Below are 23,360 nucleotides of genomic sequence, written 5' to 3' on the forward strand. Positions count from 1 at the left end.
TGCGAGCGGCGGGAAAGGGGGCGGCGACGGGAGCGGCGGAGCCAAGCCGCCCGCCCGGCCCCGCCCGCCCCGCTCCGCCATGACGTCAGCGCAGGAACGCCGCCGCGACCCCCGCGTCCACCGGGACATGCAGCCCCGTCGTGTGGCTCAGCTCGCCGCCCGTGAGCGCGAACACCGCGTTGGCCACATGCTCGGGCAGCACCTCCCGCTTGAGGATCGTCCGCTGCGCGTAGAACTCGCCCAGCTTCTCCTCCTCCACGCCGTACACGGCCGCGCGCTCCGCGCCCCAGCCACCCGCGAAGATCCCGGAGCCGCGCACCACACCGTCGGGGTTGACGCCGTTGACGCGGATACCGAGGCCGCCCAACTCGGCGGCGAGCAGCCGCACCTGATGGGCCTGGTCGGCCTTGGTCGCGGAGTAGGCGACGTTGTTCGGGCCCGCGAACACCGCGTTCTTGGAGGCGATATAGACGAGGTCGCCGCCGAAGCCCTGATCGGTCATCACCCGGGCGGCCTCGCGCGAGACCAGGAACGAGCCGCGCGCCATGATGGCGTGCTGGAGGTCCCAGTCCCGGGCGGTGGTCTCCAGCAGCGGCCTGGAGATCGAGATACCGGCGTTGTTGACGACGAGATCCACTCCGCCGAAGGCGAGCGCCGCCGCGTCGAACGCGTCCTTGATCTGATCCTCGTCGGTCACATCGACGCTCACCGCGACGGCCTTGTCCGCGCCGCCCAGTTCGTCGGCGACCACCTTCGCGCTCTCGGTGTTGAGATCGGCGACCACCACACACGCGCCCTCGGCCACCAGCCGGTGCGCGATGGCCCGGCCGATCCCGGAGCCCGCGCCCGTCACCAGCGCCACCCGGGAGGCCAGCGCCTTGGGCGCGGGCATCCGGCGCAGTTTGGCCTCTTCCAGCTCCCAGTACTCGATGCGGAACTTCTCGGACTCCTCGATGGGCGCGTACGAGGAGACGGCCTCGGCACCGCGCATCACATTGATGGCGTTGAGATAGAACTCCCCGGCGACCCGGGCGGTCTGCTTGTCCTTGCCGAACGAGAACATGCCCACGCCCGGCACCAGCACGATCGCCGGGTCCGCGCCGCGCATCGCCGGCGAATCGGGCGACGCGTGCCGCTCGTAGTACGCCCGGTACTCCTCGCGGTACGCGGTGTGCAGCTCCGCGAGCCGCTCCCGCACCCGCTCCAGCGGCGCACCGGCCGGCAGATCGAGAACGAGCGGGCGGACCTTCGTGCGCAGGAAGTGGTCCGGGCAGGAGGTGCCCAGGGCCGCCAGCCGCGGATGCTCCGCGCGGGAGAGGAAGTCGAGGACCGGCCCGGTGTCCGTGTAGTGGCCGACCTGGCGCCGGTCGCTGGAGGCGAGACCGCGGATCAGCGGGGCGAGCGCCGCCGCCCTGGCCCGTCGCTCGGCCTCCGGCAGCGGCTCGTACCCCTGCTGTACGGGGCCGAACGGCTCGGGCGTCCCGCGCTCGGCGAGAAACGTCTCGGCCGTACGGATGATGTGCAGGGAGTTGCGTTCGCACTCCTCGGAGGTGGCGCCCCAGGCGGTGATGCCATGGCCGCCCAGCACACAGCCGATCGCCCGCGGATGGGCCTCCTTGACCGCGGCGATGTCCAGGCCCAGCTGGAAGCCGGGGCGGCGCCAGGGCACCCAGATCACGGTGTCGCCGAAGCACTCGGCCGTCAGCTTCTCGCCGTCGGCCGCGCAGGCCAGAGCGATCCCCGAGTCGGGGTGGAGATGGTCCACATGGGGGGCGTCGACCAGCCCGTGCATCGCGGTGTCGATGGACGGGGCCGCCCCGCCCTTGCCGTGCAGGCAGTAGTCGAACGCGGCGACCATCTCGTCCTCGCGCGCCACCCCCGGATAGACCCGGGTCAGCGCGCGCAGCCGGTCGACCCGCAGCGCGGCCAGTCCGCCGGCGGTGAGCGTGCCCAGGTCGCCGCCGGACCCCTTGACCCACATCAGTTCGACGTCGTCACCGGTCACCGGGTCAGGGGTGGATCCCTTGGCCGAGGTGTTGCCGCCGGCGTAGTTGGTGTTGCGCGGATCGGCGCCGAGCCGGTGCGATCGGTCGAGCAACTGGGCTGCCACAGGGTGGATATGGGGCTGGTCGGTCATCATGTCCCTCTGTGAGATGCGGTCTTCGCAAGGGGGGTACGGGGTGAGCGCTCAGGCTCCCCAGCCGGCCTGGGTGCCGCCGATCCGCTCGGCGGCGATCTTCTCGCCATAGCCGGAAGCGTGATAGGCGGCGACGGGGTCGGCGTCCGCGCCCAGTTCGGCGCGGACCTCGGCGACCAGCGGGCGTACGTCGGTGTTGAAGGCGTCCATCAGCGCCGCGTTCGCCGCCAGTACGTCACCGGAGCGCTGCGCCGCGTCCAGCGCGTCCGCGTCCACCAGCAGCGCCTTGGCCGTGGCCTCCTGGACATTCATCACCGACCGGATGATCGCGGGGATCTTCTCCTCGATGTTGTGGCACTGGTCGAGCATGAACGCGGTCCGCTCGGTGAACCCGCCGCCCTTGATCACCTCGTACATGATCCGGAACAGCTGGAAGGGGTCCGCGGCCCCGGCCATCAGATCGTCATCCGCGTAGAAGCGGGAGTTGAAGTCGAACCCGCCGAGCTTTCCCTCGCGCAGCAGCAACGCGACGATGAACTCGATGTTGGTGCCCGGCGCGTGGTGCCCGGTGTCGACCACGACCTGGGCCTTCTCGCCCAGCTTGAGGCAGTGCGCGTAGGCCGTGCCCCAGTCCGGGACGTCCGTGGCATAGAAGGCGGGCTCGAACAGCTTGTACTCCAGCAGCATCCGCTGCCCCTCGCCGAGCCGCTCGTACACCGTGGCGAGGGCTTCGGCCAGCCGGCCCTGGCGGGCGGAGATATCGTCCTGGCCCGGGTAGTTGGTGCCGTCGGAGAACCACAGCTTCAGATCGCGCGAGCCGGTGGCGTCCATGATGTCCACGCACTCCAGCAGATGGGCCAGGGCCTTGCGCCGGACCGCGGCGTCCGGATGGGTCACGGACCCCAGCTTGTAGTCGTCGTCCTGGAACACATTGGAGTTGATCGCCCCGACGCGCAGGCCCAGTTCGCGCGCCTCGGCGGCGAGCGCGCCGTAATCGTCCACGCGGTCCCAGGGGATGTGCAGGGCGACCGTGGGAGCCACGCCCGTGTGTGCGTGTACCCGGGCCGCGTCCGCCAGTTTCTCCCGCGGGGTCCGCGGCACGCCCGGCTGCGCGAACACCTTGAAACGGGTGCCCGAGTTCCCGAACGCCCATGACGGCGTCTCGACAGCCTGTGACTTCAGCGCGTTCTTCACAGCGGACACGGCGGATCGACCCGTCATCTCTCAGCGCTCCCGTGGTGCGGACTCGGCGGGCGAGTCGGTGCAGCGATTCCTTGTGAATCGTTTCATCGCGGTGAAGTTATGGGAGTCCCCAGTGCGTGTCAACCCTTTCCGCATCTCCTCGGGTTGCGCGCGAAGCGCCTCTCGGATTCAACGGAAAATGTCGCGCACGGCCCATTGACGCCGTCGGTAGTGGCCGTTTAGCTTCCGTGCAACCTCATTGAAACCTTTCACGGCGGGTCCTGCCACGAGTCCCCACCGCTGAGGAGCCCTCATGAACCAGCCCGCCACGGGCCCGGCCCCGGTCCTGGCCCTCAAGGATGTGAGCAAGTCCTTCGGCGCCGTACGGGCCCTGCGGGACGTCTCGCTGCGACTGTTCCCCGGTGAGGCACACGCGCTCGCCGGGGAGAACGGCGCGGGCAAGTCCACCCTCATCAAGACACTCGCCGGGGTGCACAGGCCCGACGCCGGTGAGGTGGTGCTCGACGGCGAGGCGGTCGTCTTCCACGGCCCGGCCGACGCCAGGGACGCCGGTATCGCGGTCATCTACCAGGAGCCGACGCTCTTCCCCGATCTGTCGATCGCCGAGAACATCTTCATGGGCCGTCAGCCGCGGCGCGCGCTCGGCCGTATCGACCGCCGGGCCGTACGGGACACCACCGCGGCCCTGATGAAGCGCCTCGGTGTGGAACTGGACCCGGACCGGCCCGCCCGCGGGCTCTCCATAGCCGACCAGCAGATCGTCGAGATCGCCAAGGCGCTCTCCTTCGACGCGCGCGTCCTCATCATGGACGAGCCCACCGCGGCCCTCACCGGCGGTGAGACCGCCCGGCTGTTCTCCGTCGTGGCGACCCTCAGGGCCGAGGGCGCCGCCATCCTGTTCATCTCCCACCGACTTGAGGAGATCTTCGCGCTCTGCCAGCGGGTCACCGTTCTGCGCGACGGCCGCCGGATCTCCTCCGAGCCGCTGGCCGGACTGACCGAGGACGACCTCGTGCGCTCCATGGTGGGCCGGGATCTGGGCGACCTGTACCCCAAACAGTCCGTGGATGCCGGGGAGATCGCCCTGTCGGTGCGCCGGCTGACCCGGGAGGGGGTGTTCCGCGACATCTCCTTCGAGGTGCGCAGGGGCGAGATCGTCGCCCTGGCCGGACTCGTCGGGGCGGGCCGCAGCGAGGTGGCGCAGGCCGTCTTCGGTGTCGACCGGGCCGACGCGGGCGAGGTGGTGGTCGACGGACGTACGCTCCCGGCCGGTTCACCGACCGCCGCGATGGACGCGGGAATCGCGCTTGTCCCCGAGGACCGCAGACAGCGCGGACTGGTGATGGACCTGTCCATAGAGCGGAACATCGCCCTCACCGGACTCGACCGGCTCGGGAAGGCCGGCCTGGTGCGCCGGGCCCTGGAGCGCGGCCGGGCCGCCGACTGGGCCGTACGCCTCCAGCTCAAGTACAACCGGCTCGCCGACCCCGTCGGCGTCCTGTCCGGAGGCAATCAGCAGAAGGTCGTCCTCGCCAAATGGCTGGCGACGGAACCCGCCGTACTCATCGTCGACGAACCCACCAGGGGGATCGATGTCGGCACCAAGGCGGAGGTGCACCGGCTCCTCTCCTCCCTGGCCGCGGAAGGACTCGCCGTCCTCATGATCTCCTCCGACCTGCCCGAGGTGCTCGGCATGGCCGACCGGGTGCTGGTGATGCACGAGGGCCGGCTCACCGCCGAGATCCCGCGCGCCGAGGCCACCGAGGAGGCCGTGATGGCCGCCGCCACCGGGCGGGTCGGGAGGGCGGCGGCATGACCACCCTGATCGACAAACCCACGACGAGCACCAAGGACGACGGCTCGGCGCGCTCGCTCGTCGACGCCGTGTTCCGGGCCCGCGAGATCAGCATCGCGGGCGCGCTGGCGCTGCTCGTCCTCGGCACCTGGATCGCCAACCCGCGCTTCCTCGACGACCAGGGAGTCAAGGACCTCCTCCTGAACGCCTCCATCCTGGTCCTGCTCGCCGTCGGCCAGTCCGTGGTGGTCGTCACCCGCAATATCGATCTCTCGGTCGGCTCGGTCGTCGGCCTCTCCGCTTTCGCCTGCGGCAAGTTCGTCGCGGGCACCGATCACGGCGTACTCACCGTCATGCTGCTGGGTATCGCCCTCGGCATGGCCTGCGGACTGGTCAGCGGCGCCCTGGTGAGCTTCGGCAGGGTACCGGCGCTCGTGGTCACCCTCGGCATGCTCTACATTATCCAGGGCCTCGACTACTGGTGGGCGCAGGGCGAGCAGATCAGCGCGAACGACGTCCCCGACCCGGTGCTCGGCCTGGGCAGCGGCAGTGTCCTCGGCATCCCCTATCTGCCCCTCATCGCCCTGGCCCTGCTCGCCGCCACCGCGTACTACCTGCGCGGCTACCGGTCGGGGCGCGAGCTGTACGCGATCGGCTCCAACCCCGAGGCCGCCCGGCTGGCCGGCGTACCGATCCGCCGCCGGATCCTCGGCGCGTACGCCTTCTCCGGTGCCGTCGCCGGATTCGCCGGTGCTCTGTGGCTCGCCCGCTTCGGCACCGTCGTCGCCGACAACGCGCACGGCTGGGAACTGACCGTCGTCAGCGCCGTGGTCGTCGGCGGCGTCGCCATCACCGGCGGCACCGGCACGGTCTGGGGAGCCGCGCTCGGCGCGCTGCTGCTCACCACCATCGGCAGCGCGCTGGTCGTCCTGAAGGTCGACTCGTTCTGGCAGGGCGCCATCACCGGCGCGCTGCTTCTCGCGGCCATCACCGTCGACCGGATCGTGTCCCTGCGCATGACAGCCGCACTGAGGAAGAGGAGCGCCCGACATGGGAATGGCGCCTGACACACGGACCGCGCCGCGGCCACCGGCCAAGGCACCGGCGTCCCGCGCCACGACGGCGGGCGAGTTCGTCAAGTCCGTCGGCCTGCGCTGGGACACCGCGGTCGGCGCCCTGCTGGTGGCGGTGTTCGTCGTCGGCCTCGGCACGACCGACGGCTTCGCGTCCGGTGAGAACCTCGCCTTCGCCTTCAACGACATCGCGGAAGTCGCCCTGATCGCGTTGCCCATGACCCTGCTGGTGGTGGCGGGACAGGTCGATCTGTCCGTCGCCTCGATGCTGGGGCTCGGCAGCGCGCTGACCGGCGCCCTGTGGAACGCGGGCTGGGCGTTCGAGCTGATCGTGCCCGTCGTCCTGCTGGTCGGCGTCGCGGGCGGTCTCCTCAACGGCTGGCTGGTCACCCGCGTCGGCCTGCCCTCGCTCGCCGTCACCATCGGTACGCTCGCCCTCTACCGGGGTCTCGCCTCGGTCGCGCTGGGCAGCGACGCCGTCACCGACTTCCCCCAGACGTACGCCAATTGGGCCGTGGACACCACCACGATCCCCGGCACCTTCATCACCTATCCCATCGCCCTGTTCATCACACTGGCCGTGGCGACCGCCGTCCTGCTGCACTCCACCGCCTTCGGCCGGTCGCTGTTCGCGATCGGCGCGCAGGAGGAGGCCGCCTACTTCGCCGGGATCAGGGTCAAACGCCGCAAGTTGATCCTCTTCGTCGTCACCGGGGTGTTCGCCGCCTTCGCCGGGATCGTCTTCACCCTTCGCTACGGCAGCGCCCGCGCCGACAACGGCCTCGGGTTCGAGATGCTCGTCATCGCCTCCGTGCTGCTCGGCGGCGTCGACTTCGACGGCGGCAAGGGCACGCTCTTCGGGGCCGTCGCCGGTGTGCTGCTCATCGGAGTCCTCAAGAACCTGCTCACGCTGAACGATGTGCCCAACGAGGTCCAGGTCATCGTGACCGGTCTGCTGCTCGTCGCCTCCGTCCTCACCCCGCGCGTCATCGCCACCGTGATCGAACGCCGGCATCGACGCGCGGCGGGCGCCGCACCCGAGTCCTGAGCACGCGCCGGCACGTCTCCCACACCCCCCGGACGTCCCTGAACCCCCCGCATGGCCCCGAGTCCGCCGTACCTCCCGAAAGGCATCCGCCCGCCATGATCACCCGTATCGCAGCCCGACGCCGGGCGGCCGCCACCGCCGCCCTCGCCTGTGCCCTCGCCGTCGCCCTGACCGCCTGTTCCGGTACCACTAAGGACAGCGCCGAGAAGGACACCACGAACGCGGGCACCGCGGCGAAGGCCGACCCGAACGCCCCCCTCAAGAAGGGGCTCAAGCTCGCCTTCCTGCCCAAGCAGATCAACAACCCGTACGAGAAGATCGTCGACGAGGCGGGCATCGCCGCCGCCAAGGAGTACGGCGCCACGGGCAAGGAGGTCGGTCCCTCCGACGCCAGCGCCTCTTCCCAGGTCTCGTACATCAACACCCTGATCCAGCAGCGCCAGGACGCCATCCTCATCGCGGCCAACGACCCGAACGCCGTGTGCGGCCCGCTCAAACAGGCCATGAAGAAGGACATCAAGGTCGTCGCGTACGACTCGGACACCGCGAAGGACTGCCGACAGCTCTTCATCAACCAGGCCAGCTCCGAGGAGATAGGCCGGAGTCTCGTTCAGCACCTGGGCGAACAGATCGGCTACCAGGGCAAGATCGCGATCCTCTCGGCCACCCAGAACGCCACGAACCAGAACACCTGGATCGAGTTCATGAAGGACGAACTGAAGCTGCCCAAGTACCAGAACATGCGACTCGTCAAGGTCGCGTACGGCGACGACGCGGACCAGAAATCCTTCCAGCAGACCCAGGGCCTGCTCCAGGCGTACCCCGACCTCAAGGGCATCATCTCGCCCACCACCGTCGGCATCGCCGCCGCCGCCCGCTACCTCGGCGACTCCTCGTACAAGGGCAAGGTCGTGCTCAACGGCCTGGGCACCCCGAACCAGATGCGCAAGTACGTCAAGGACGGCACCGTCGAGCAGTTCTCGCTCTGGAACCCCGAAGAGCTGGGCTATCTGGGCTCGTACGCGGCCGCTGCCCTGGCCTCCGGTCAGATCACCGGTGCCGAGGGAGAGAAGTTCAAGGCGGGCAAGCTCGGTGAGTACACCATCGGCAAGGACGGCGAGATCATCCTCGGTGAACCGACCGTCTTCGACAAGCGGAACATCGACACGTTCGACTTCTGAGCGGGGCGGTGTGGCACCACCCCGTCGAGGCACAAAGGAATCGCCATGACCGTACGCACCCCCGCCGTCGCCCGTAAGCCCAGGATCGGCCTGGTCGCCGGAGGACTCGGCGCCTACTGGCCGCAATTCCCCGATCTGCTCCCGCAGCTGCGGCGCTCCGCCGACCGTGTCACCGCGCGGATGCGGGAGTTCGACGCCGAGGTCGTCGACGTCGGCTTCATCTCCGACGCCCAGGAGGGGGCCGAGGCCGCCGAAAAGCTGCGCGCCGCCGACTGCGATCTGATCGTCGGCTTCCTCACCACCTATATGACGGCCACCATGCTCGTGCCCATCGCACAGCGCGGCGGCGCGCCCGTCCTGCTGATCAACCTCCAGCCCACCCCGGCCATGGATCACGCCTCGTTCGACACCGGACAGTGGCTGGCGTACTGCGGCGCCTGCCCGCTGCCGGAGATGGCCAACGCCTTCGAACGCGTCGGCGTGCCGTTCCGCTCCGTCTCCGGTCATCTGGAGGACGAGCGCGCCTGGCAGCGCATCGGCCGCTGGATCCGCGCCGCCGGGGTCCGCGCGGTGCTGCGGAACGGCCGGCACGGTCTGATGGGCCACCTCTACCCCGGGATGTACGACGTCTCCACGGATCTCACCATGGTCCCCGGTCATCTCGGCGGCCATGTGGAGGTCGTCGAATTCGATGATCTGCGGGTGCGGGTGGAACAGGTCGAGGACGACGACCTCAGGGCCAAGCTGGACGAGACCCGCGCACTGTTCGAACTCGCCGACTCCGTGGTCGAGGAGGACCTTCGCTGGGCCGCCCGCGTCGCCGTCGGCCTCGACCGGCTGGTCGAGGACTTCGACCTGGACTCCCTCGCGTACTACCACCGCGGACTCGACGCCGAGATCCATGAACGGCTCGGCGCGGGCATGATCCTCGGCTCCTCGCTGCTCACCGCCCGCGGTGTCCCGGCCTGCGGTGAGTATGAACTCCGTACCTCCCTGGCCATGCTCGTCGCCGACCGGCTCGGCGCGGGCGGCTCGTTCACCGAACTCCAGGCCCTGGACTTCACGGCCGGTGTGGTCGAGATGGGCCACGACGGTCCCGGGCATCTCGCCATCAGCGCGCGCAAGCCGCTGCTGCGCGGGCTGGGCGTCTACCACGGCAAGCGCGGCTGGGGAGTCTCCGTCGAGTTCGACGTACGGAACGGACCCGTCACGCTGGTCGGGCTCGGACAGAGCCGCGACGGCCGCTACCGGCTGGTCGCCGCCGAGGGCGAGGTCGTCCCCGGCCCGCATCTGGAGATCGGCAACACCACCTCGCGTGTCGACTTCGGCTGCGACCCGGGGGAGTGGACCGACGCCTGGAGCGCGAGCGGGGTCGGCCACCACTGGGCGCTTGCCACCGGCGCACTGCTGCCCGAGCTGCGCGCGCTGTCCGGGCTGACCGGCCTGGAGCTCGTGGAGGTCTCCGTCTGATGCGTCGTCCGGTGGGAATCAAGGACGTGGCCGGCGCGGCCGGTGTCTCCGTGGGCACCGTCTCGAATGTGATCAACCGCCCCGAGTCCGTGACCGAGGAGACCCGCCGACGTGTTCTGTCCACCATCGATCGGCTCGGCTACGTACGCAGCGAATCCGCACGGCAGTTGCGCGCGGGCCGCAGTCGCATTCTGGCCATGCTCGTGCTCGACATGGCCAATCCGTTCTTCGTGGCGGTCGCCACGGGCGCGGAACGCTCCGCCCGCGCCGCCGGACTCGGCGTGATGCTGTGCAACAGCGCGGAGAGCCCCGCCGAGGAGGCGACCTACCTCAATCTCTTCTCCGAACAGCAGGTACGGGGCGTGCTGGTCACCCCGGCCGATATGAGCGGACGCAACCTCGACACGTTCCGGCGCCATGGCATCCCGTTCGTTCTCGTCGACCGCATCGTGCCCAGCGCGGACGGCTGCTCGGTCTCCGTCGACGATGTGGCGGGCGGCGCCCTGGCCGTACGCCATCTGCTGCGGCGCGGCTGCCGCGAGATCGTGTACGTCAGCGGTCCGATGCATCTGGCGCAGTGCCGCAACCGCCGCGAGGGCGCGCTGATCGCCCTCGCGGAAGCGGGGCTGCCGCCCGGGGCGCTCCAGCATGTCGAGGCCGCGCGGCTCGATGTGGCGGCGGGCCGGGACGCCGGGGCGCGGCTCCTCGGTATGGAGTCCCGGCCGAGCGCGGTGTTCTGCGCCAACGACCTGCTCGCACTGGGCGTGCTGCAAACCCTGTACCACGCGGGGATACGGGTGCCCGAGGATGTCGCCCTCGTCGGCTACGACGACATAGAGTTCGCGTCCGCCGCGGCCGTACCGCTGACGTCGGTGCGCCAGCCGGCCGTCCAACTGGGCGTGGCCGCGGCGGATCTGCTCATAGAGGAGACCGGCGACGACGCCGCGGGTCATGAGCACCGGCGCATCGTGCTGCGGCCCGAGTTGGTGGTGCGGGCCTCCACGCTCGCCCGGCCGCACCCCTGAGCTCGCCCGGCCGCATTCCTGAACGGCCGGGAACTGAGCGCCCGTCAGCGGCTGACTTGGTCTAGACCTTGACAGGGTCCGCACAATTCCGGTTTGGTTCCCTCACCCCCCCATGGCGAGCGCCGGCAGCGGCTGCTCGCGCGAAGGAGTGAGTCGTTTGAGACAGCGAGTCCTTGCCCTTCTCACGGCGATGGTTTCGGCCCTCGCCCTCGCCGTGTTCCTGCCCGCCTCCACCGCCTCCGCCGCGACCTGCGGCCCCGGCTGGAGCGCCTCCGCCGTCTACACCGGCGGAAACGTCGCCTCGTACAACGGTCACAACTGGTCGGCCAAGTGGTGGACCCAGGGGGAGACCCCCGGGACCGCCGATGTCTGGGCCGACCAGGGCAGTTGTGACGGCTCCAGCCCCGGTGACGGGTCCGGCGGCAGCTGTGACTATCCCGCCTGGGTCGCGGGCCGCGCGTATGTCGCCGGCGACATCGTCAAGTACACCGACGGCAAGTTCTACCAAGCCGAGCACGACAACCCGGGCTACGACCCGGTCATCAGCACCTGGTACTGGGAGCCGTACACCTGTGGCACCACCCCGCCGCCACAGGGCGGATTCGTGGTCAGCGAGAGCCAGTTCAACCAGATGTTCCCGAGCCGGAACTCCTTCTACTCCTACAGCGGCCTGACCGCCGCCCTCGGCGCCTACCCCGGCTTCGCGAACACCGGCAGCGACACGATCAAGCGCCAGGAAGCCGCCGCGTTCCTGGCGAACGTCAGCCATGAGACCGGTGGGCTCGTCCACATCGTCGAGCAGAACACCGCCAACTACCCGCACTACTGCGACTGGGGACAGCCCTACGGCTGCCCCGCCGGACAGGCCGCCTACTACGGACGCGGCCCGATCCAGCTGAGCTGGAACTTCAATTACAAGGCCGCGGGCGACGCCCTCGGCATCGACCTCCTCAACAACCCCTGGCTCGTGCAGAACGACTCGGCCGTGGCCTGGAAGACGGCTCTCTGGTACTGGAACACCCAGACCGGACCCGGCACGATGACCCCGCACAACGCCATGGTCAACAGCCGCGGCTTCGGGGAGACCATTCGCAGCATCAACGGCAGCATCGAGTGCAACGGGGGCAACCCCGGACAGGTGCAGAGCCGGATCAACAACTACCAGCGCTTCGTGGGGATCCTCGGGACCACGCCCGGGTCCAATCTGAGCTGCTGAGCATCATCCGCGCGGAGGCCGGTCCGAGGGTGTTCGCCACCGCCGGACCGGCCTTCGCGTATGTACGTCGGACCGGCCTTCGCGTACGTACGAACGTTCTCGGCCCTTGTCGGTTCCCCGCCGGAGAACTGATCGGCCCCCCGCGTGGACACGCGGGGGGCCGTCCTCACCGACCGCGCGCGACTACGGGGCCGCGCGTCGTCATCGGCGATCAGCCGCCGTGGTGCTCGCCACCCTTGTGGTGCTTCTCGCCCGACAGGTTGACGCAGTGGGTACCGAACGCCGGGTTGAGCAGACCGACCACGTCAATGGTGTTGCCACAGAGGTTGATCGGGACGTGCAGGGGTACCTGGACGACATTGCCCGACAGGACACCGGGCGAGCCGATGGCGGCGGCCTGGGCGTCGGCGTCGGCAGCGGCCATACCGGCGCCACCGGCCAGCACGGCGCCCGTGCCGACGAGAACAGCTGTTGCCTTCGCGATACGCGACATCGAGAATCTCCTTGAACCGTTGGGAGCACGCCGCACGATGTGCGGCCTCACGCCCCTTCAACGCCCCGATTCATGCCCGGTAACGGATATTCGGTGATCCGGCGCCGATCACCCTCAACGTCACCTGGTCAGCGGAGCAGCCCCAGTCCGCCGACGAGCCGGTCGATCCTGTTGCGCGGGCCCACCAGGCTGATGGCGCAGTACCCCAGATCGTCCTGGCCGGTCCCGGCGAGCACACCGAGATACTCGTCGTACACCCGTGAGGTCTGGGCCGCCTCGGGCATGTCCACGATCAGTACCTCGTCCTTGGTGGCCGCCTTCGCACGCAGCGCGCGCAGGGTCCCGCCGTCGGCGGCGAGGACCGTACAGCCGGCCCAGGGCAGCCCGGGATGCGTGGCACCGGAGGCGTCCGCGCCGTCGGGCCCGAGGAGACCGGGCAGCGCCTTTCCCACGGCGGCGGCCATGCACGCGGCGGCGTTCGTGACCCGGCCCGCCGGAAGACTCTCGTCCACGACGATCACCCACTTCAGCCGTGCCTGCCGGGTGGAGCGATCGGTGGTGATGTCCTCGGTGGTCAGTCGCGGGAGGGACAGCGGGGGGAGGGACATGGAACTCCTTCGTCTACGGATATCCCGCTACGCTAGGTAGAAGTTCCGATGTTGTCGTGAGCTGCCGCATGTCATACGGAGAACGAGGTGTCTCGTGAAATTTGATGCGATTGATCAAGCTCTGCTGCGGGAGTTGCAGAACGACGCACGGCAGACCAACCGTGAGCTGGCGGCCAAGACCGGGGTCTCGCCCTCCACCTCGCTGGAGCGGGTGAGACTGCTGCGCGAGAGCGGCGTCATCACCGGTTACCACGCGGCCGTCGATCTCGACGCGGTGGGCCGGCCCGTACAGGCCCTGATCTCGGTCCGTATCCGGCCGCCGGCCCGCCCGGTGATCGAGGGGTTCCGTGAATGGGCGGCACGGCTGCCGGAGGTGATCGGTCTGTTCGTCACCTCCGGCGCCCATGACTTCCTCCTGCATATCGCCGTTCCCGACGTCAGCGGCGTGTACGCGTTTGTCATCGACCGCCTCACAGAACGCCGCGAAGTCGCCGATGTGCAGACGACGATGGCGTACGAACATGTCAGACCGCGCCGGATCGACCCGGTCGCCGACGAGCGGCCCCCGCGCTCGCGCGGACCCCGCTGAGCGGCGTCTCAGCCGGAACGCCTCGGCTGGAGCGTGGTCGCGTACGCCCCGCCCCGCGCCAGCAGCTCGTGGTGGCTGCCGGCCTCGACGACGCGGCCCCGCTCCATCACGATGATGCGGTCCGCGTTCTGGATGGTGGACAGCCGGTGCGCCACGACGAACACGGTCCGGCCCCGGACGAGACGGGACAGCGCGTCCTGGATCAGCCCCTCCGACGTGTTGTCGAGGGCCGAGGTCGCCTCGTCGAGCACCAGGATGCGGGGATCCCTGATCAGCGCCCTGGCAATCGCCAGCCGCTGCTTCTGCCCGCCCGACAGCCGGGCGCCGCGCTGCCCCACCACCGTGTCGAGGCCGTCGGGCAGCCGCTCGATGAACTCCATCGCGTTCGCCGCGAGCAGCGCCCCGCGCAGCACGTCCTCGGCGGCGCCGCCCTCCAGACCGTAGGTGACGTTCTCCCGGATGGTTCCCTCGAAGAGGATCGACTCCTGCGGTACGACGGACAGGAAACGGCGGTAGGTGCGCAGATCCAGGGACGCCATGTCGGTCCCGTCGAGCAGTATCCGCCCCTCGGTGGGCCGGATGAAGCCGATCAGCAGATTCAGGATCGTGGACTTGCCCGCGCCCGACGCGCCGACCAGGGCTATGGTCTCGCCCGGCCGTACGGACAGCTCGAAATCACGCACCGAGTGCTCCGTCGCCTCCGGGTAGCGGAAACCCATCCCCTGGAAGTCGATGCGTCCGTCGATACGGTCGACGGACGCCTTGCCCTCATTGCTCTCCAGGTCGGGCGCCTGAAGCACCTCACCGATCGAACGCACCGACTCCAGGCCCTTGGCGATGATCGGGGTCAGATTCATCAGGGTCGTCAGCGAGGCGGTCAGCGCCGTGAAGAAGGCGCTGATCATCACGACGTCGCCGGCCGAGAGCCCCAGCCATCCGTAGTACGCGACGACCGCCGACCCCGAGAGACAGCCGACCGCCATCGTGTTGAGCAGGATCCAGGAGAGCGATCCGAAGCGGCCGTTGAGCAGATCGAGCCGGAACCCGGCGGAGAGCACCCGCTCCAGGGTGTGGTCGACCCGGTGCAGCGCGGTCCGCTCCAGACCGTGGGCACGGGTGATCGGGATGAGCGTGGTCATCTCGCCGACACGTGAGGAGAGCTGCTCGATCTCCAGCCGGAACTCCTCGTTGTTGCTGCGGATCCGGGAGCGCAGCCGGCGTACCAGCAGGGCGGCGAGGGGCACGACGACCAGGAACACCGGCAGGACGACGGGGGCGCGGTACCCGATCACCGCCAGTCCGCCGATCAGCGTCATGATGGCGCCGAGCCCCATGTCGGCGCTCTGCTGGGTCATCTGCTCCACGCTCTCGACGTCCCGTACGACCTTGGTCTGCAGGACGCCCGCGCTGACCCGGGCGTGGTAGCCGATGGACAGGTACTGCATCCGGCGGCACAGGGCCGAGCGCAGCTCGCGGCCCATCCGGCGGATGCTGGAGCTCATCAGGCGCGCGTACAGCAGCGCCAGCGGAAAGTTCAACACGAGGACGAACACCAGGACCCCGGTGTTGTACCAGAGTTCGGACACCGGGCCGTGATCCACCACCACATCGATGATGTTGGCCGTGATCAGCGGGAGCAGCCAGACCGGAATGTGTTTGACCGCGAACACCAGGACCACGAGGGACAGCCGGTGGCGGTCGGGCCGGAAGAGATAGGCGAGAGTGCGGAGCGGATGCTCCCCGGAGTAGTGATGGTCCAGTGGACTGGGACGCGGGGCGGATTCGGGTTTCTGCATGGAGAGCGGAGTCCTCTTTCGACAGCGATGGCGCGCACTCGATTGCAGACACCCAGTTTCCTCCGGCCCGCTCCCAGGGGGAAGCGCTTTCTTCGCGCGCTCGGCGCCGGACCGGACAGTGGCTCAAGGAGTGGGACGGCCCGATCGGTGAGAAGGTGGCTCCATGGCTGATCGGGGCGCATTTCCGGCTGCCGTGTCGCTGCCCGACGACTGGCCGGCCCATCCGGACCTGAGCCTCGCTCTCAACCGCATGGGAAGTTTCGACTGGGATGTCGACAGCGGGCTGCTGCATCTGAACGCGCCCGCCCTCCAGATCCTGGGCCTTCGCCCGGAGGAGTATGACGGCACTCCGCGCGGCCTTGTCCGCCGGTTGTCGCTGTCCGAGGCCGCCCGGCTGAAGAGCCTGCTGGCGCGTGCGCTCAAGGAGGGCTCGGCGCAGGTCGCGGCGTACTTCCGGATCGTCAGACGCGACGGAGCACACCGCTGGGCCCACGCCCAGGCGCATATCGCCTATGACGGAGCGGGGCGGCCCCGGCGGATCATCGGCCTCGTGCGGAGCGCGGAGCGCGAGCTGACCGAGGTGGCCACCAGAAGCGATCTGCACGAGGCACGGCGCAGGATGGCCGGGGTGGTGGAGCGCACCACCGTCCTGCTGGCGCGCGCCGAGACCGTCGAGGACGTCCTCGACGTCCTGCGGGATGAGGAGGCGCTCGGCCATCTCAAGGCCGTGAGCGTCATGCTGGGCGTGGTGGAGGGCGGGCGGATCCGGACGATCGCCGAGGGCCGGACCGGGTCATACGTACCGGAGCTGAGGTACACCCGTATTGACGGGCAGTTCCCGATGAGCGAGGTGGTACGCACCCAGCGGCCCCGCTTCATCACCTCGCGCGAGGACTTCCGGTCCTCCTACCCGCTGCTCTGGCCGCATGTGGAGCCGCTGTCGGTGGCGTCCGGCGCCTATCTGCCGCTGATCGCCCAGGGCAGGATGATCGGCGCCATGGGGCTGCTCTACCCCCGGCACGGCGGCTTCAGTGCCGAGGAACGCAATCTGCTGGTCGCGCTCTCCAGCGGAATCGCGCAGAGTCTGCAACGCGCCATCCTCTACGAGCAGGAGCACGGTCTCTCCGAGGAACTCCAGCGGGCGATGCTGCCCCGTCGTGTCCCCGAGGTCCCCGGCGCCCGCAGCGCCTTCCGCTACCGCTCCGCGCGCATCGGCCGCAATGTCGGCGGTGACTGGTACGACGTGCTTCCGCTGCCGGGCGACCGGGTGGGCCTGACGATCGGCGATGTCCAGGGCCATGACACGGACGCGGCCGTGGTCATGGGCCAACTGCGCATGGCGCTCTGGGCGTACGCCGCCGAAGGGCATCCGCCCGACGCGGCGATGGCCCGCGCCTCCGCCCTGCTGCGCGAGCTGGGCACCGACCGCTTCGCGACCTGCACCTACGTGGAAGTGGACCTGTTGACCGGAGAGCTGCGGATCGTACGGGCGGGCCATCTCGACCCGCTGGTGCGGCGCGCCGACGGCGGCTGCCACTGGATCGAGACGTCGGGCGGGCTGCCCCTCGGGCTCTCCACGGAGTTCGCGGAACTCGGCGGCGTCAGCTATCCGGTGACCACCGGGATGCTGGGGCCCGGTGAGACGCTGCTGCTCTGCACCGACGGACTGGTGGAGCAGCCGGGCATCGACCTCGGCGACAGCCTGGAAGTGCTCAGGGAGACCGTACGGACGGGCCCGGCGGATCTGGAGGAGCTGGCGGACCTGCTGTTCGCGGCGGAGGGGGAGCGCAGCGGCGGGGACGACATGGCCCTGCTGCTTCTGCGGCGGGACGGCGTCTGACGCCGGGACAGTTTCCAACGGCCGGACAGCTTCCCATGGCCGGACTGATTCTGACGCCGTGGCGGCGTCAGAACCCGGCCGGTTTCGACGCCCCGCTCCTCCCTGTCACCGCGTGTTCTCCCCGACGTCCCCACGAACCCCTGGTTCATTGGTCCGCACACGGCAATGCTGGCGGCCGACATCGCGCAAGCCATGCGTGTTCACCGTCTTCCAGGAGAAATTGTGGGCCCAGGCATCGCCGGGCGGACCGCCGTGCTCTTCGCGGCCGTGACCGCTCTGACGGTGGGGGCGGTATCCCCGTCCTTCGCCGACTCCACCCCCGACCCCCGACCCCGTACCGCCGCCGAGGTGCTGCGGCCGGTCGCGCCACCACCCGCGAGCGCCGCCACCGCGGACCCGAGATCCACCGGAACCCCGCGAACCGTCGCCGACGCCGACGGCATCGAGACCGCGCGGGCCTCGCGCCCGATCGCCCCCGGCGTCCGGCTCACTTCGTACGACCGGCTGGAATCCGACAAGTGGCTGCGCGTGGACGCGCTCTCCGTCGACCTCGACGGCACCGGCGCCCAGGCCGACTACCTCTCCTCGGGCAAGGTCTCCGACCGCCGCACGGTCTCCGAACTGGCCGCCGGCCATGACGCGGGCCCCGGACGCCGGACCGTCGCCGCGATCAACGCCGACTTCTTCGACATCAACGAGACGGGCGCGCCCCAGGGCCCCGGCATCGCGGACGGCGAGGTCACGCACTCGCCCGCGCCCGGCGTCAACCAGGCCATCGGTATCGGCCCCGGCAACGCCGGACGCCTCCTGAAGCTGTACTTCGACGGCACCGTGACGCTCCCCTCGGGACCGCGTGCGCTGAACGCCTACAACGCGGCCAATGTGCCGGCCGGTGGCATCGGCGCGTACAACTCGGCGTGGGGGGTGGCGGACCGCGCGCTCACCGTGGACCGGGCGACCCCCGTCGCCGAGGCCGCCGTACGGGACGGCAAGGTCGTCTCCGTGGCGGACCGCCCCGGCAGCGGGGCGATCGCCGCGGGCACGACCCTCCTGGTCGGCCGCGAAGCGGGCGCCGAGGCGCTGCGCGCGCTGCGCCCCGGGGACCCGGTCACCCTCGAATACCGGCCGCGCACCGACAGCGGATCCGTCCCGCGGACCGCGGTCGGCGGCCGTGAACTCCTCGTGGTGGACGGCGTGGCGCAGAACCACGACGGCGAGGGCAACAACACCGCCGCGCCGCGCACCGCCGTCGGGTTCTCGCGTGACGGCAGCACCATGCAGGTGATCACCGTCGACGGCCGGCAGGCCGACAGCGGGGGCGTCACCCTCACCGAGCTGGGCCTGATGATGCTGCGCGCCGGTGCCCACAGCGCGCTCAACCTCGATGGCGGTGGCTCGTCCACACTGGTCGCCCGCGCACCGGGCAGCGACGCGCTGCGCGTGGAGAACAGCCCCTCCGACGGCAGCGAGCGCACGGTCCCCAACGGCCTGGCCCTCACCGCGCCCGACGGCAGTGGACAGCTCAAGGGCTTCTGGGTCGAGCCCCGTACCCCCGCGGGCGGCGCCCCGAGCGTCGACCCCGTCAAGGGCGGCCACCCCGAGCGGGTCTTCCCTGGACTCACCAGGACGCTCACCGCGGCCGGATACGACGAGACCTACGGGCCCGCGTCGGGCGCTCCGCACTGGCGGGCCGTACGGTCCTCGGTGGGCCGCGTCGACGCCGACGGCGTGTTCACCGCGCGCGGCAGCGGCACCACCGAGGTACGCGCCGAACGCGGCAGGGCCGGCGGCGGCATGGAGCTGACGGTCCTCGACCGGCTCGACCGCATCCAGCCCACCACCCGGCGCGTCGGACTCGCGGATACCACGGCGACCGGCACCTTCGGCATCGTCGGCCTCGACGCCCATGGCACCAGCGCGCCCATCGAACCCCGTGACATACGGCTGGACTACGACCGCTCGCTCTTCTCCGTCACCGACAACGGCCGGGGCTCCTTCACCGTCACGTCCCTGACGGGCAGCGGAGCCGGGCGCGTCACGGTCGAGGCGGGTGGCCGCACGACGGTCCTCGCCGTCAGCGTCGGGCTGGACGAGCAGCCGGTCTCCGCCTTCGACGACGCCGCGTCCTGGACCTTCGGCCAGGCACGCGCGGACGGCTCGGTCTCGGCCACCCCGGACGGGCAGACCGGCACCGGGCTGACCCTCACGTACGACTTCACCCGATCCACCGCCACCCGCGCCGCCTACGCGAATCCGCCGCGGCAGATCCCGGTGCCCGGCCAGCCGCAGTCCTTCACGCTCTGGATCAAGGGTGACGGCAAGGGGGCCTGGCCCACCCTGCATCTCAAGGACGCGGCGGGCTCCGACCAGTTGCTGCGCGGCCCGTACATCACCTGGACCGGCTGGCGGCAGGTGACCTTCGCCGTGCCGGCCGGAGCCGCGACGCCGCTCAGCGTGTACCGCTTCTATCTCGCGGAGACCGCCGCCACCAAGCAGTACACCGGCGAAATCGTGATCGACGGACTGACGGCGCAGGTGCCGCCCACGGTGGAGCTGCCCGCGCAGCCGCGCCCGGCCGATCCGCTGATCGATTCGGCGGCCGAGACCGGCGCCAGGGACTGGCGGTTCGCGGTGATGTCCGACGCCCAGTTCGTCGCGCGTGACCCCGACAGCGCGATCGTGGCGCAGGCACGCCGTACCCTGCGCGAGATCAAGGCGGCGAAGCCCGACTTCCTCGTCATCAACGGCGACCTGGTGGACGAGGGGTCTCCGGCGGATCTCGCCTTCGCCGAGACCGTGCTGACCGAGGAGCTGGGCGACGCCCTGCCCTGGTACTACGTACCGGGCAACCACGAGGTGATGGGCGGCACGATCAAGAACTTCGTGGACCGGTTCGGTCCCGCCCAGCGGATCTTCGACCACCGGGGGACCCGCTTCCTCACCCTCGACACATCGAGTCTGACGCTGCGCGGCGGAGGGCTGGCGCAGATCAAGGCGGTACGGGAGCAGCTGGACGCGGCGGCGAAGGACGACCGGGTCCGTTCGGTGATGGTGATCGAGCACGTACCGCCACGCGATCCGACCGTCCAGAAGGCCAGTGAGCTGAGCGACCGCAAGGAGGCAGCCCTCCTCGAACAGTGGCTCGCGGACTTCCGCCGGACGACCGGCAAGGGCGTGGGGCTCATCGGCAGCCATGTCGGAGTCTTCGACGCCTCACGCGTCAACGGCGTGCCGTATCTGATCAACGGGAACTCGGGCAAGGCACCCGCGGCCCCGGCGGGCGAGGGCGGATTCACCGGCTGGTCGCTCGTCGGGGTCGACCAGGTCTCGCGGGGCGCGCAGTCGGCCGCGCGGCTGGCTCCGTGGAAGGGCGGCCCCGACTGGGTCTCCGTAGGGACCCGCGCGCACACCGACGCGCTCACGCTGGACGCGCCGACCGCACTGGCCCCCGGGCACAGCGCCCACGTCACGGCGACCGTCACCCAGGGGACCAGGGCCGTCCCGGTCGGTTTCCCGCTCAGCGCCGACTGGACGGGCTCCCCGAACCTCCGTATCGGCGACCGGAACGGCGCCCGCTCCCGCCACGCGGCGGTCTTCGACCCGGCGACGGGCACGCTGACCGCGCTGCGGCCCGGGACGGTCGTCCTCGCCGTGACGGTCAACGGCGTCACGCGGCGGGAGGAGATCAGGATCGCGGCGACGGCCGCCGGAACGTCCGAGACGGTCGCGCCCGCGGCGTGACCGGATGAGTACGGTGGCCCGGCGTCCGGCCGACCGGACGCCGGGCCACCGTACGCGGCGACTTTGGGACGGGGGAGCCGGACCGCGCTCGCGACTTTGGTCGCGGGGGCCGCTCCTGAAGGCCAATAGCCCTGCCGGGTTTGCCCTTTCTAGCCTCTAGGGGTGAAGACGGTATGCGGAATCCTGTGTTTCCTCCTGTTGTCCCAAGGCGTGGGAGGACTGCTGCACGAATGGACGGACGGGTGGTTCTCACTCTGGTCGTTGGTGGCGAGAATGAGCTACTTCGACGGCTATGAGATCTATGTGTCCGTCGTGCTGATCGTGGCGGGCCTCGCCATGGGCGCGGCCGCGGAGAGTGCCAAGAAGCGGGAACTCCAGCGCCGCGACCCGCAATAGGTTCTGGCGGTCTCAGACGGCGCGGAGGGTGCCGCGCACGGGACGTGACGGCTGGAGGGTGAGGCCCGTGCGTGGCGGGATCTCGCCCTTGTCCACATCGACATGGAAGCGCTGCGCGAGCGTGGCCAGTACCAGGACGGCCTCCACCATCGCGAATCTGGCCCCGAGGCAGGCGCGTGAACCGCCGCCGAACGGGAACCACGCGTGGTCCGGTACGGCGGCGGCCGCGTCGGCGTCCCACCGCTCGGGACGGAACGCCTCCGGGTCGGGGAACCAGCGCGCGTCCCGGTGGGCGCTCCACTGGCTGGACCAGACCACGGTGCCCTTCGCGACGGCGTGACCGCCCACCGTCGAGCGCTCCTTGGCGATCCCGCTCATCAGCCAGACCGGGGGATAGAGCCGCAGCGTCTCCTTGATGATCTGCTCGGTCCAGGGAAGCAGCCGGAGATCGTCATGGCTTGGCGCCCGGCCGCCGAGGGCGTCGCCGAGCTCCCGCGTGAGCCGGTCCCGCGCCTGTGGGCTGCGGGAGAGCAGATACCAGGCCCAGGTGAGTGTGGTGCCGGTGGTCTCGTGCCCGCCGATGTAGAGGGTGACGGCCTCGTCCCGGATCTCCTTGTCGGTGAGCGGCCGGTCCTGTTCGTCCCTGGCCGCGAGCAGCCGGCTCAGCAGATCGTCGCGCTCCTCGCCGCTCCGGCGGCGTATCCCGGTGACCCGGGCCACCTCGCGGTCGATGACGGCTACGGCCCTCCGCAGCTTCCGGCGGCCCGGGGTGGGAAGCCAGGACGGCAGAAAGAGCGTGACGCCCCGGAACTCGTCGCCGATCGCCCGCTGGGCGATGTCCATCGCCGGTCCGATCGTGGACTCACGCCCCGCGGTGTCGGCGCCGAAGAGTGTCCGTACGGCGATCCGCTGGGTGAGCCCCAGCATCTCGTCCCGTACATCGAGACGTTGACCGGGCCGCCAGGAGTTCGCGAGCGTGGCCGCGCAGTCGGTCATCGTCTCCGCGTAGCCCCGCACCTGGCGGGGGCGGACGGCGGGCTGTACCAGGGCGCGCTTGCGACGCCAGGTGGGCCCCTCCGAGGTGACGACGCCCTCGCCGAGAACCAGCTTGAACGCCCAGCCGAGTTCGGGGTGGCGGAACTCGCTCTCGATGCCCGTGAGCAGTTCCCCGATGTGCTCGGGCCGGGAGAGGAACAGGGACCGTTGGGGGCCGAGCCGCCACTCGACGAGATCACCGTGGCCGCGCAGCCGCGTGAAGAAGCCGAGTGGATCACGCGCGAAGGCGGGCAGATTCCCGAGTAACGGAAGTCGGGGCGGACCGGGGACGGGCACAGTCGTCATGGCAGGGCTCCTCGGAAGTGGAAGGCCGCGGAACGGGAGGGACGGAGACGACGGGACCCGACAAGCAAAGCGCCCGGCCGCGATCCGTACCAGAGGGCCCCATCGGGACGGGGCCCCGCCGACGGGCCCCTCCGAGGATGGGAGCGTCGCTTCCGCCCCTGCCGGCGCGGTGGGTCGGCGCACCCGCCGGCCTCACGGACACCCCCTGAACGGCCTCCGTCAGCGGCTGACGACAGCCGGAATCCTGGCTGCCGAGAATTCCACGGGGAGGGAGACCGGGATGCGTGTCCAGGGGGAGGGGTGCCAGGCGACTTGTTCGGCGGGGATGGTGAGTCGCATGTCGGGGAGGAGGTGCAGGACGGTGTTGACGGCGGTGCGGGTGATGAGTCGGGCGGGTACTTGTGCGGG

General features: G+C 70.3%; 17 protein-coding genes and 1 pseudogene. 11 read left to right on the forward strand and 7 right to left on the reverse strand.

The window, feature by feature from the left end:
* Positions 1-85 precede the first annotated feature (85 nt).
* Positions 86-2,137: a bifunctional aldolase/short-chain dehydrogenase gene (locus tag ABTZ59_RS20445; protein WP_351405412.1), complete on the reverse strand. Its 2,052-nt coding sequence runs from the start codon at positions 2,135-2,137 to the stop codon at positions 86-88.
* A 51-nt stretch (positions 2,138-2,188) separates the two neighbouring features.
* On the reverse strand, positions 2,189-3,358 hold the full coding sequence (gene rhaI, locus ABTZ59_RS20450) for an L-rhamnose isomerase (protein WP_351405419.1): 1,170 nt from the start codon (positions 3,356-3,358) through the stop codon (positions 2,189-2,191).
* Positions 3,359-3,632: 274 nt separating this feature from the next.
* Between rhaI and ABTZ59_RS20455 the strand changes: the two genes are divergently transcribed.
* The 7 genes from ABTZ59_RS20455 to ABTZ59_RS20485 all read left to right on the forward strand — a co-directional run bounded on the left by ABTZ59_RS20455 (position 3,633) and on the right by ABTZ59_RS20485 (position 12,148).
* Positions 3,633-5,156, forward strand: a complete 1,524-nt coding sequence (locus tag ABTZ59_RS20455) for a sugar ABC transporter ATP-binding protein (RefSeq protein ID WP_351405433.1) — start codon at positions 3,633-3,635, stop codon at positions 5,154-5,156.
* Complete coding sequence (locus tag ABTZ59_RS20460) at positions 5,153-6,202, forward strand: ABC transporter permease (RefSeq protein ID WP_351405449.1); 1,050 nt, start codon at positions 5,153-5,155, stop codon at positions 6,200-6,202. The genes ABTZ59_RS20455 and ABTZ59_RS20460 overlap by 4 nt, the downstream gene beginning before the upstream one ends.
* The gene (locus tag ABTZ59_RS20465) at positions 6,186-7,256 is read left to right on the forward strand and encodes an ABC transporter permease (protein WP_351405461.1); all 1,071 of its coding nucleotides are present in this window, start codon (positions 6,186-6,188) and stop codon (positions 7,254-7,256) included. The genes ABTZ59_RS20460 and ABTZ59_RS20465 overlap by 17 nt, the downstream gene beginning before the upstream one ends.
* A gap of 95 nt (positions 7,257-7,351) precedes the next feature.
* Positions 7,352-8,437, forward strand: a complete 1,086-nt coding sequence (gene rhaS / locus ABTZ59_RS20470) for a rhamnose ABC transporter substrate-binding protein (RefSeq protein ID WP_351405475.1) — start codon at positions 7,352-7,354, stop codon at positions 8,435-8,437.
* Between the two features lie 45 nt (positions 8,438-8,482).
* Positions 8,483-9,907, forward strand: a complete 1,425-nt coding sequence (locus ABTZ59_RS20475; protein ID WP_351405480.1) for an L-fucose/L-arabinose isomerase family protein — start codon at positions 8,483-8,485, stop codon at positions 9,905-9,907.
* A complete protein-coding gene (locus ABTZ59_RS20480) occupies positions 9,907-10,932 on the forward strand; it encodes a LacI family DNA-binding transcriptional regulator (RefSeq protein WP_351405497.1) in 1,026 nt (341 codons plus the stop codon). The genes ABTZ59_RS20475 and ABTZ59_RS20480 overlap by 1 nt, the downstream gene beginning before the upstream one ends.
* A gap of 157 nt (positions 10,933-11,089) precedes the next feature.
* Positions 11,090-12,148 carry a glycoside hydrolase family 19 protein gene (locus ABTZ59_RS20485; RefSeq protein WP_351405507.1) on the forward strand — a complete coding sequence of 353 codons (1,059 nt, stop codon included), beginning with the start codon at positions 11,090-11,092 and terminating at the stop codon, positions 12,146-12,148.
* A 211-nt stretch (positions 12,149-12,359) separates the two neighbouring features.
* Here the strand turns inward: ABTZ59_RS20485 and ABTZ59_RS20490 are convergent, their stop codons facing one another.
* The gene (locus ABTZ59_RS20490) at positions 12,360-12,641 is read right to left on the reverse strand and encodes a chaplin (protein WP_351405519.1); all 282 of its coding nucleotides are present in this window, start codon (positions 12,639-12,641) and stop codon (positions 12,360-12,362) included.
* A gap of 128 nt (positions 12,642-12,769) precedes the next feature.
* Positions 12,770-13,249 carry a DUF2000 domain-containing protein gene (locus tag ABTZ59_RS20495; protein WP_351405524.1) on the reverse strand — a complete coding sequence of 160 codons (480 nt, stop codon included), beginning with the start codon at positions 13,247-13,249 and terminating at the stop codon, positions 12,770-12,772.
* Between the two features lie 94 nt (positions 13,250-13,343).
* Between ABTZ59_RS20495 and ABTZ59_RS20500 the strand changes: the two genes are divergently transcribed.
* A complete protein-coding gene (locus tag ABTZ59_RS20500) occupies positions 13,344-13,838 on the forward strand; it encodes an Lrp/AsnC family transcriptional regulator (protein ID WP_351405537.1) in 495 nt (164 codons plus the stop codon).
* An 8-nt stretch (positions 13,839-13,846) separates the two neighbouring features.
* On the opposite strand, the gene ABTZ59_RS20505 is transcribed toward ABTZ59_RS20500, so the two are convergent.
* Entirely contained in the window at positions 13,847-15,634 is a 1,788-nt protein-coding gene (locus tag ABTZ59_RS20505) for an ABC transporter ATP-binding protein (protein WP_351405546.1), read from the reverse strand.
* A 163-nt stretch (positions 15,635-15,797) separates the two neighbouring features.
* Between ABTZ59_RS20505 and ABTZ59_RS20510 the strand changes: the two genes are divergently transcribed.
* The 3 genes from ABTZ59_RS20510 (at position 15,798) to ABTZ59_RS20520 (ending at position 21,611) form a co-directional block, all read left to right on the forward strand.
* Positions 15,798-17,474: a SpoIIE family protein phosphatase gene (locus tag ABTZ59_RS20510; protein WP_351405556.1), complete on the forward strand. Its 1,677-nt coding sequence runs from the start codon at positions 15,798-15,800 to the stop codon at positions 17,472-17,474.
* 192 nt (positions 17,475-17,666) lie between these two features.
* Positions 17,667-21,215, forward strand: a complete 3,549-nt coding sequence (locus ABTZ59_RS20515; protein WP_503003233.1) for a phosphodiester glycosidase family protein — start codon at positions 17,667-17,669, stop codon at positions 21,213-21,215.
* 273 nt (positions 21,216-21,488) lie between these two features.
* Entirely contained in the window at positions 21,489-21,611 is a 123-nt protein-coding gene (locus ABTZ59_RS20520) for a hypothetical protein (protein WP_351405562.1), read from the forward strand.
* Between the two features lie 12 nt (positions 21,612-21,623).
* Here ABTZ59_RS20520 and ABTZ59_RS20525 read toward each other — a convergent pair whose 3' ends face one another.
* Complete coding sequence (locus tag ABTZ59_RS20525) at positions 21,624-22,952, reverse strand: cytochrome P450 (RefSeq protein ID WP_351405579.1); 1,329 nt, start codon at positions 22,950-22,952, stop codon at positions 21,624-21,626.
* 219 nt (positions 22,953-23,171) lie between these two features.
* Positions 23,172-23,360: pseudogene (locus ABTZ59_RS20530) on the reverse strand (cytochrome P450); the annotation flags it as partial.

Origin of the sequence: Streptomyces sp. NPDC094034, from assembly GCF_040303865.1 — a bacterium.
GTDB lineage: Bacteria > Actinomycetota > Actinomycetes > Streptomycetales > Streptomycetaceae > Streptomyces.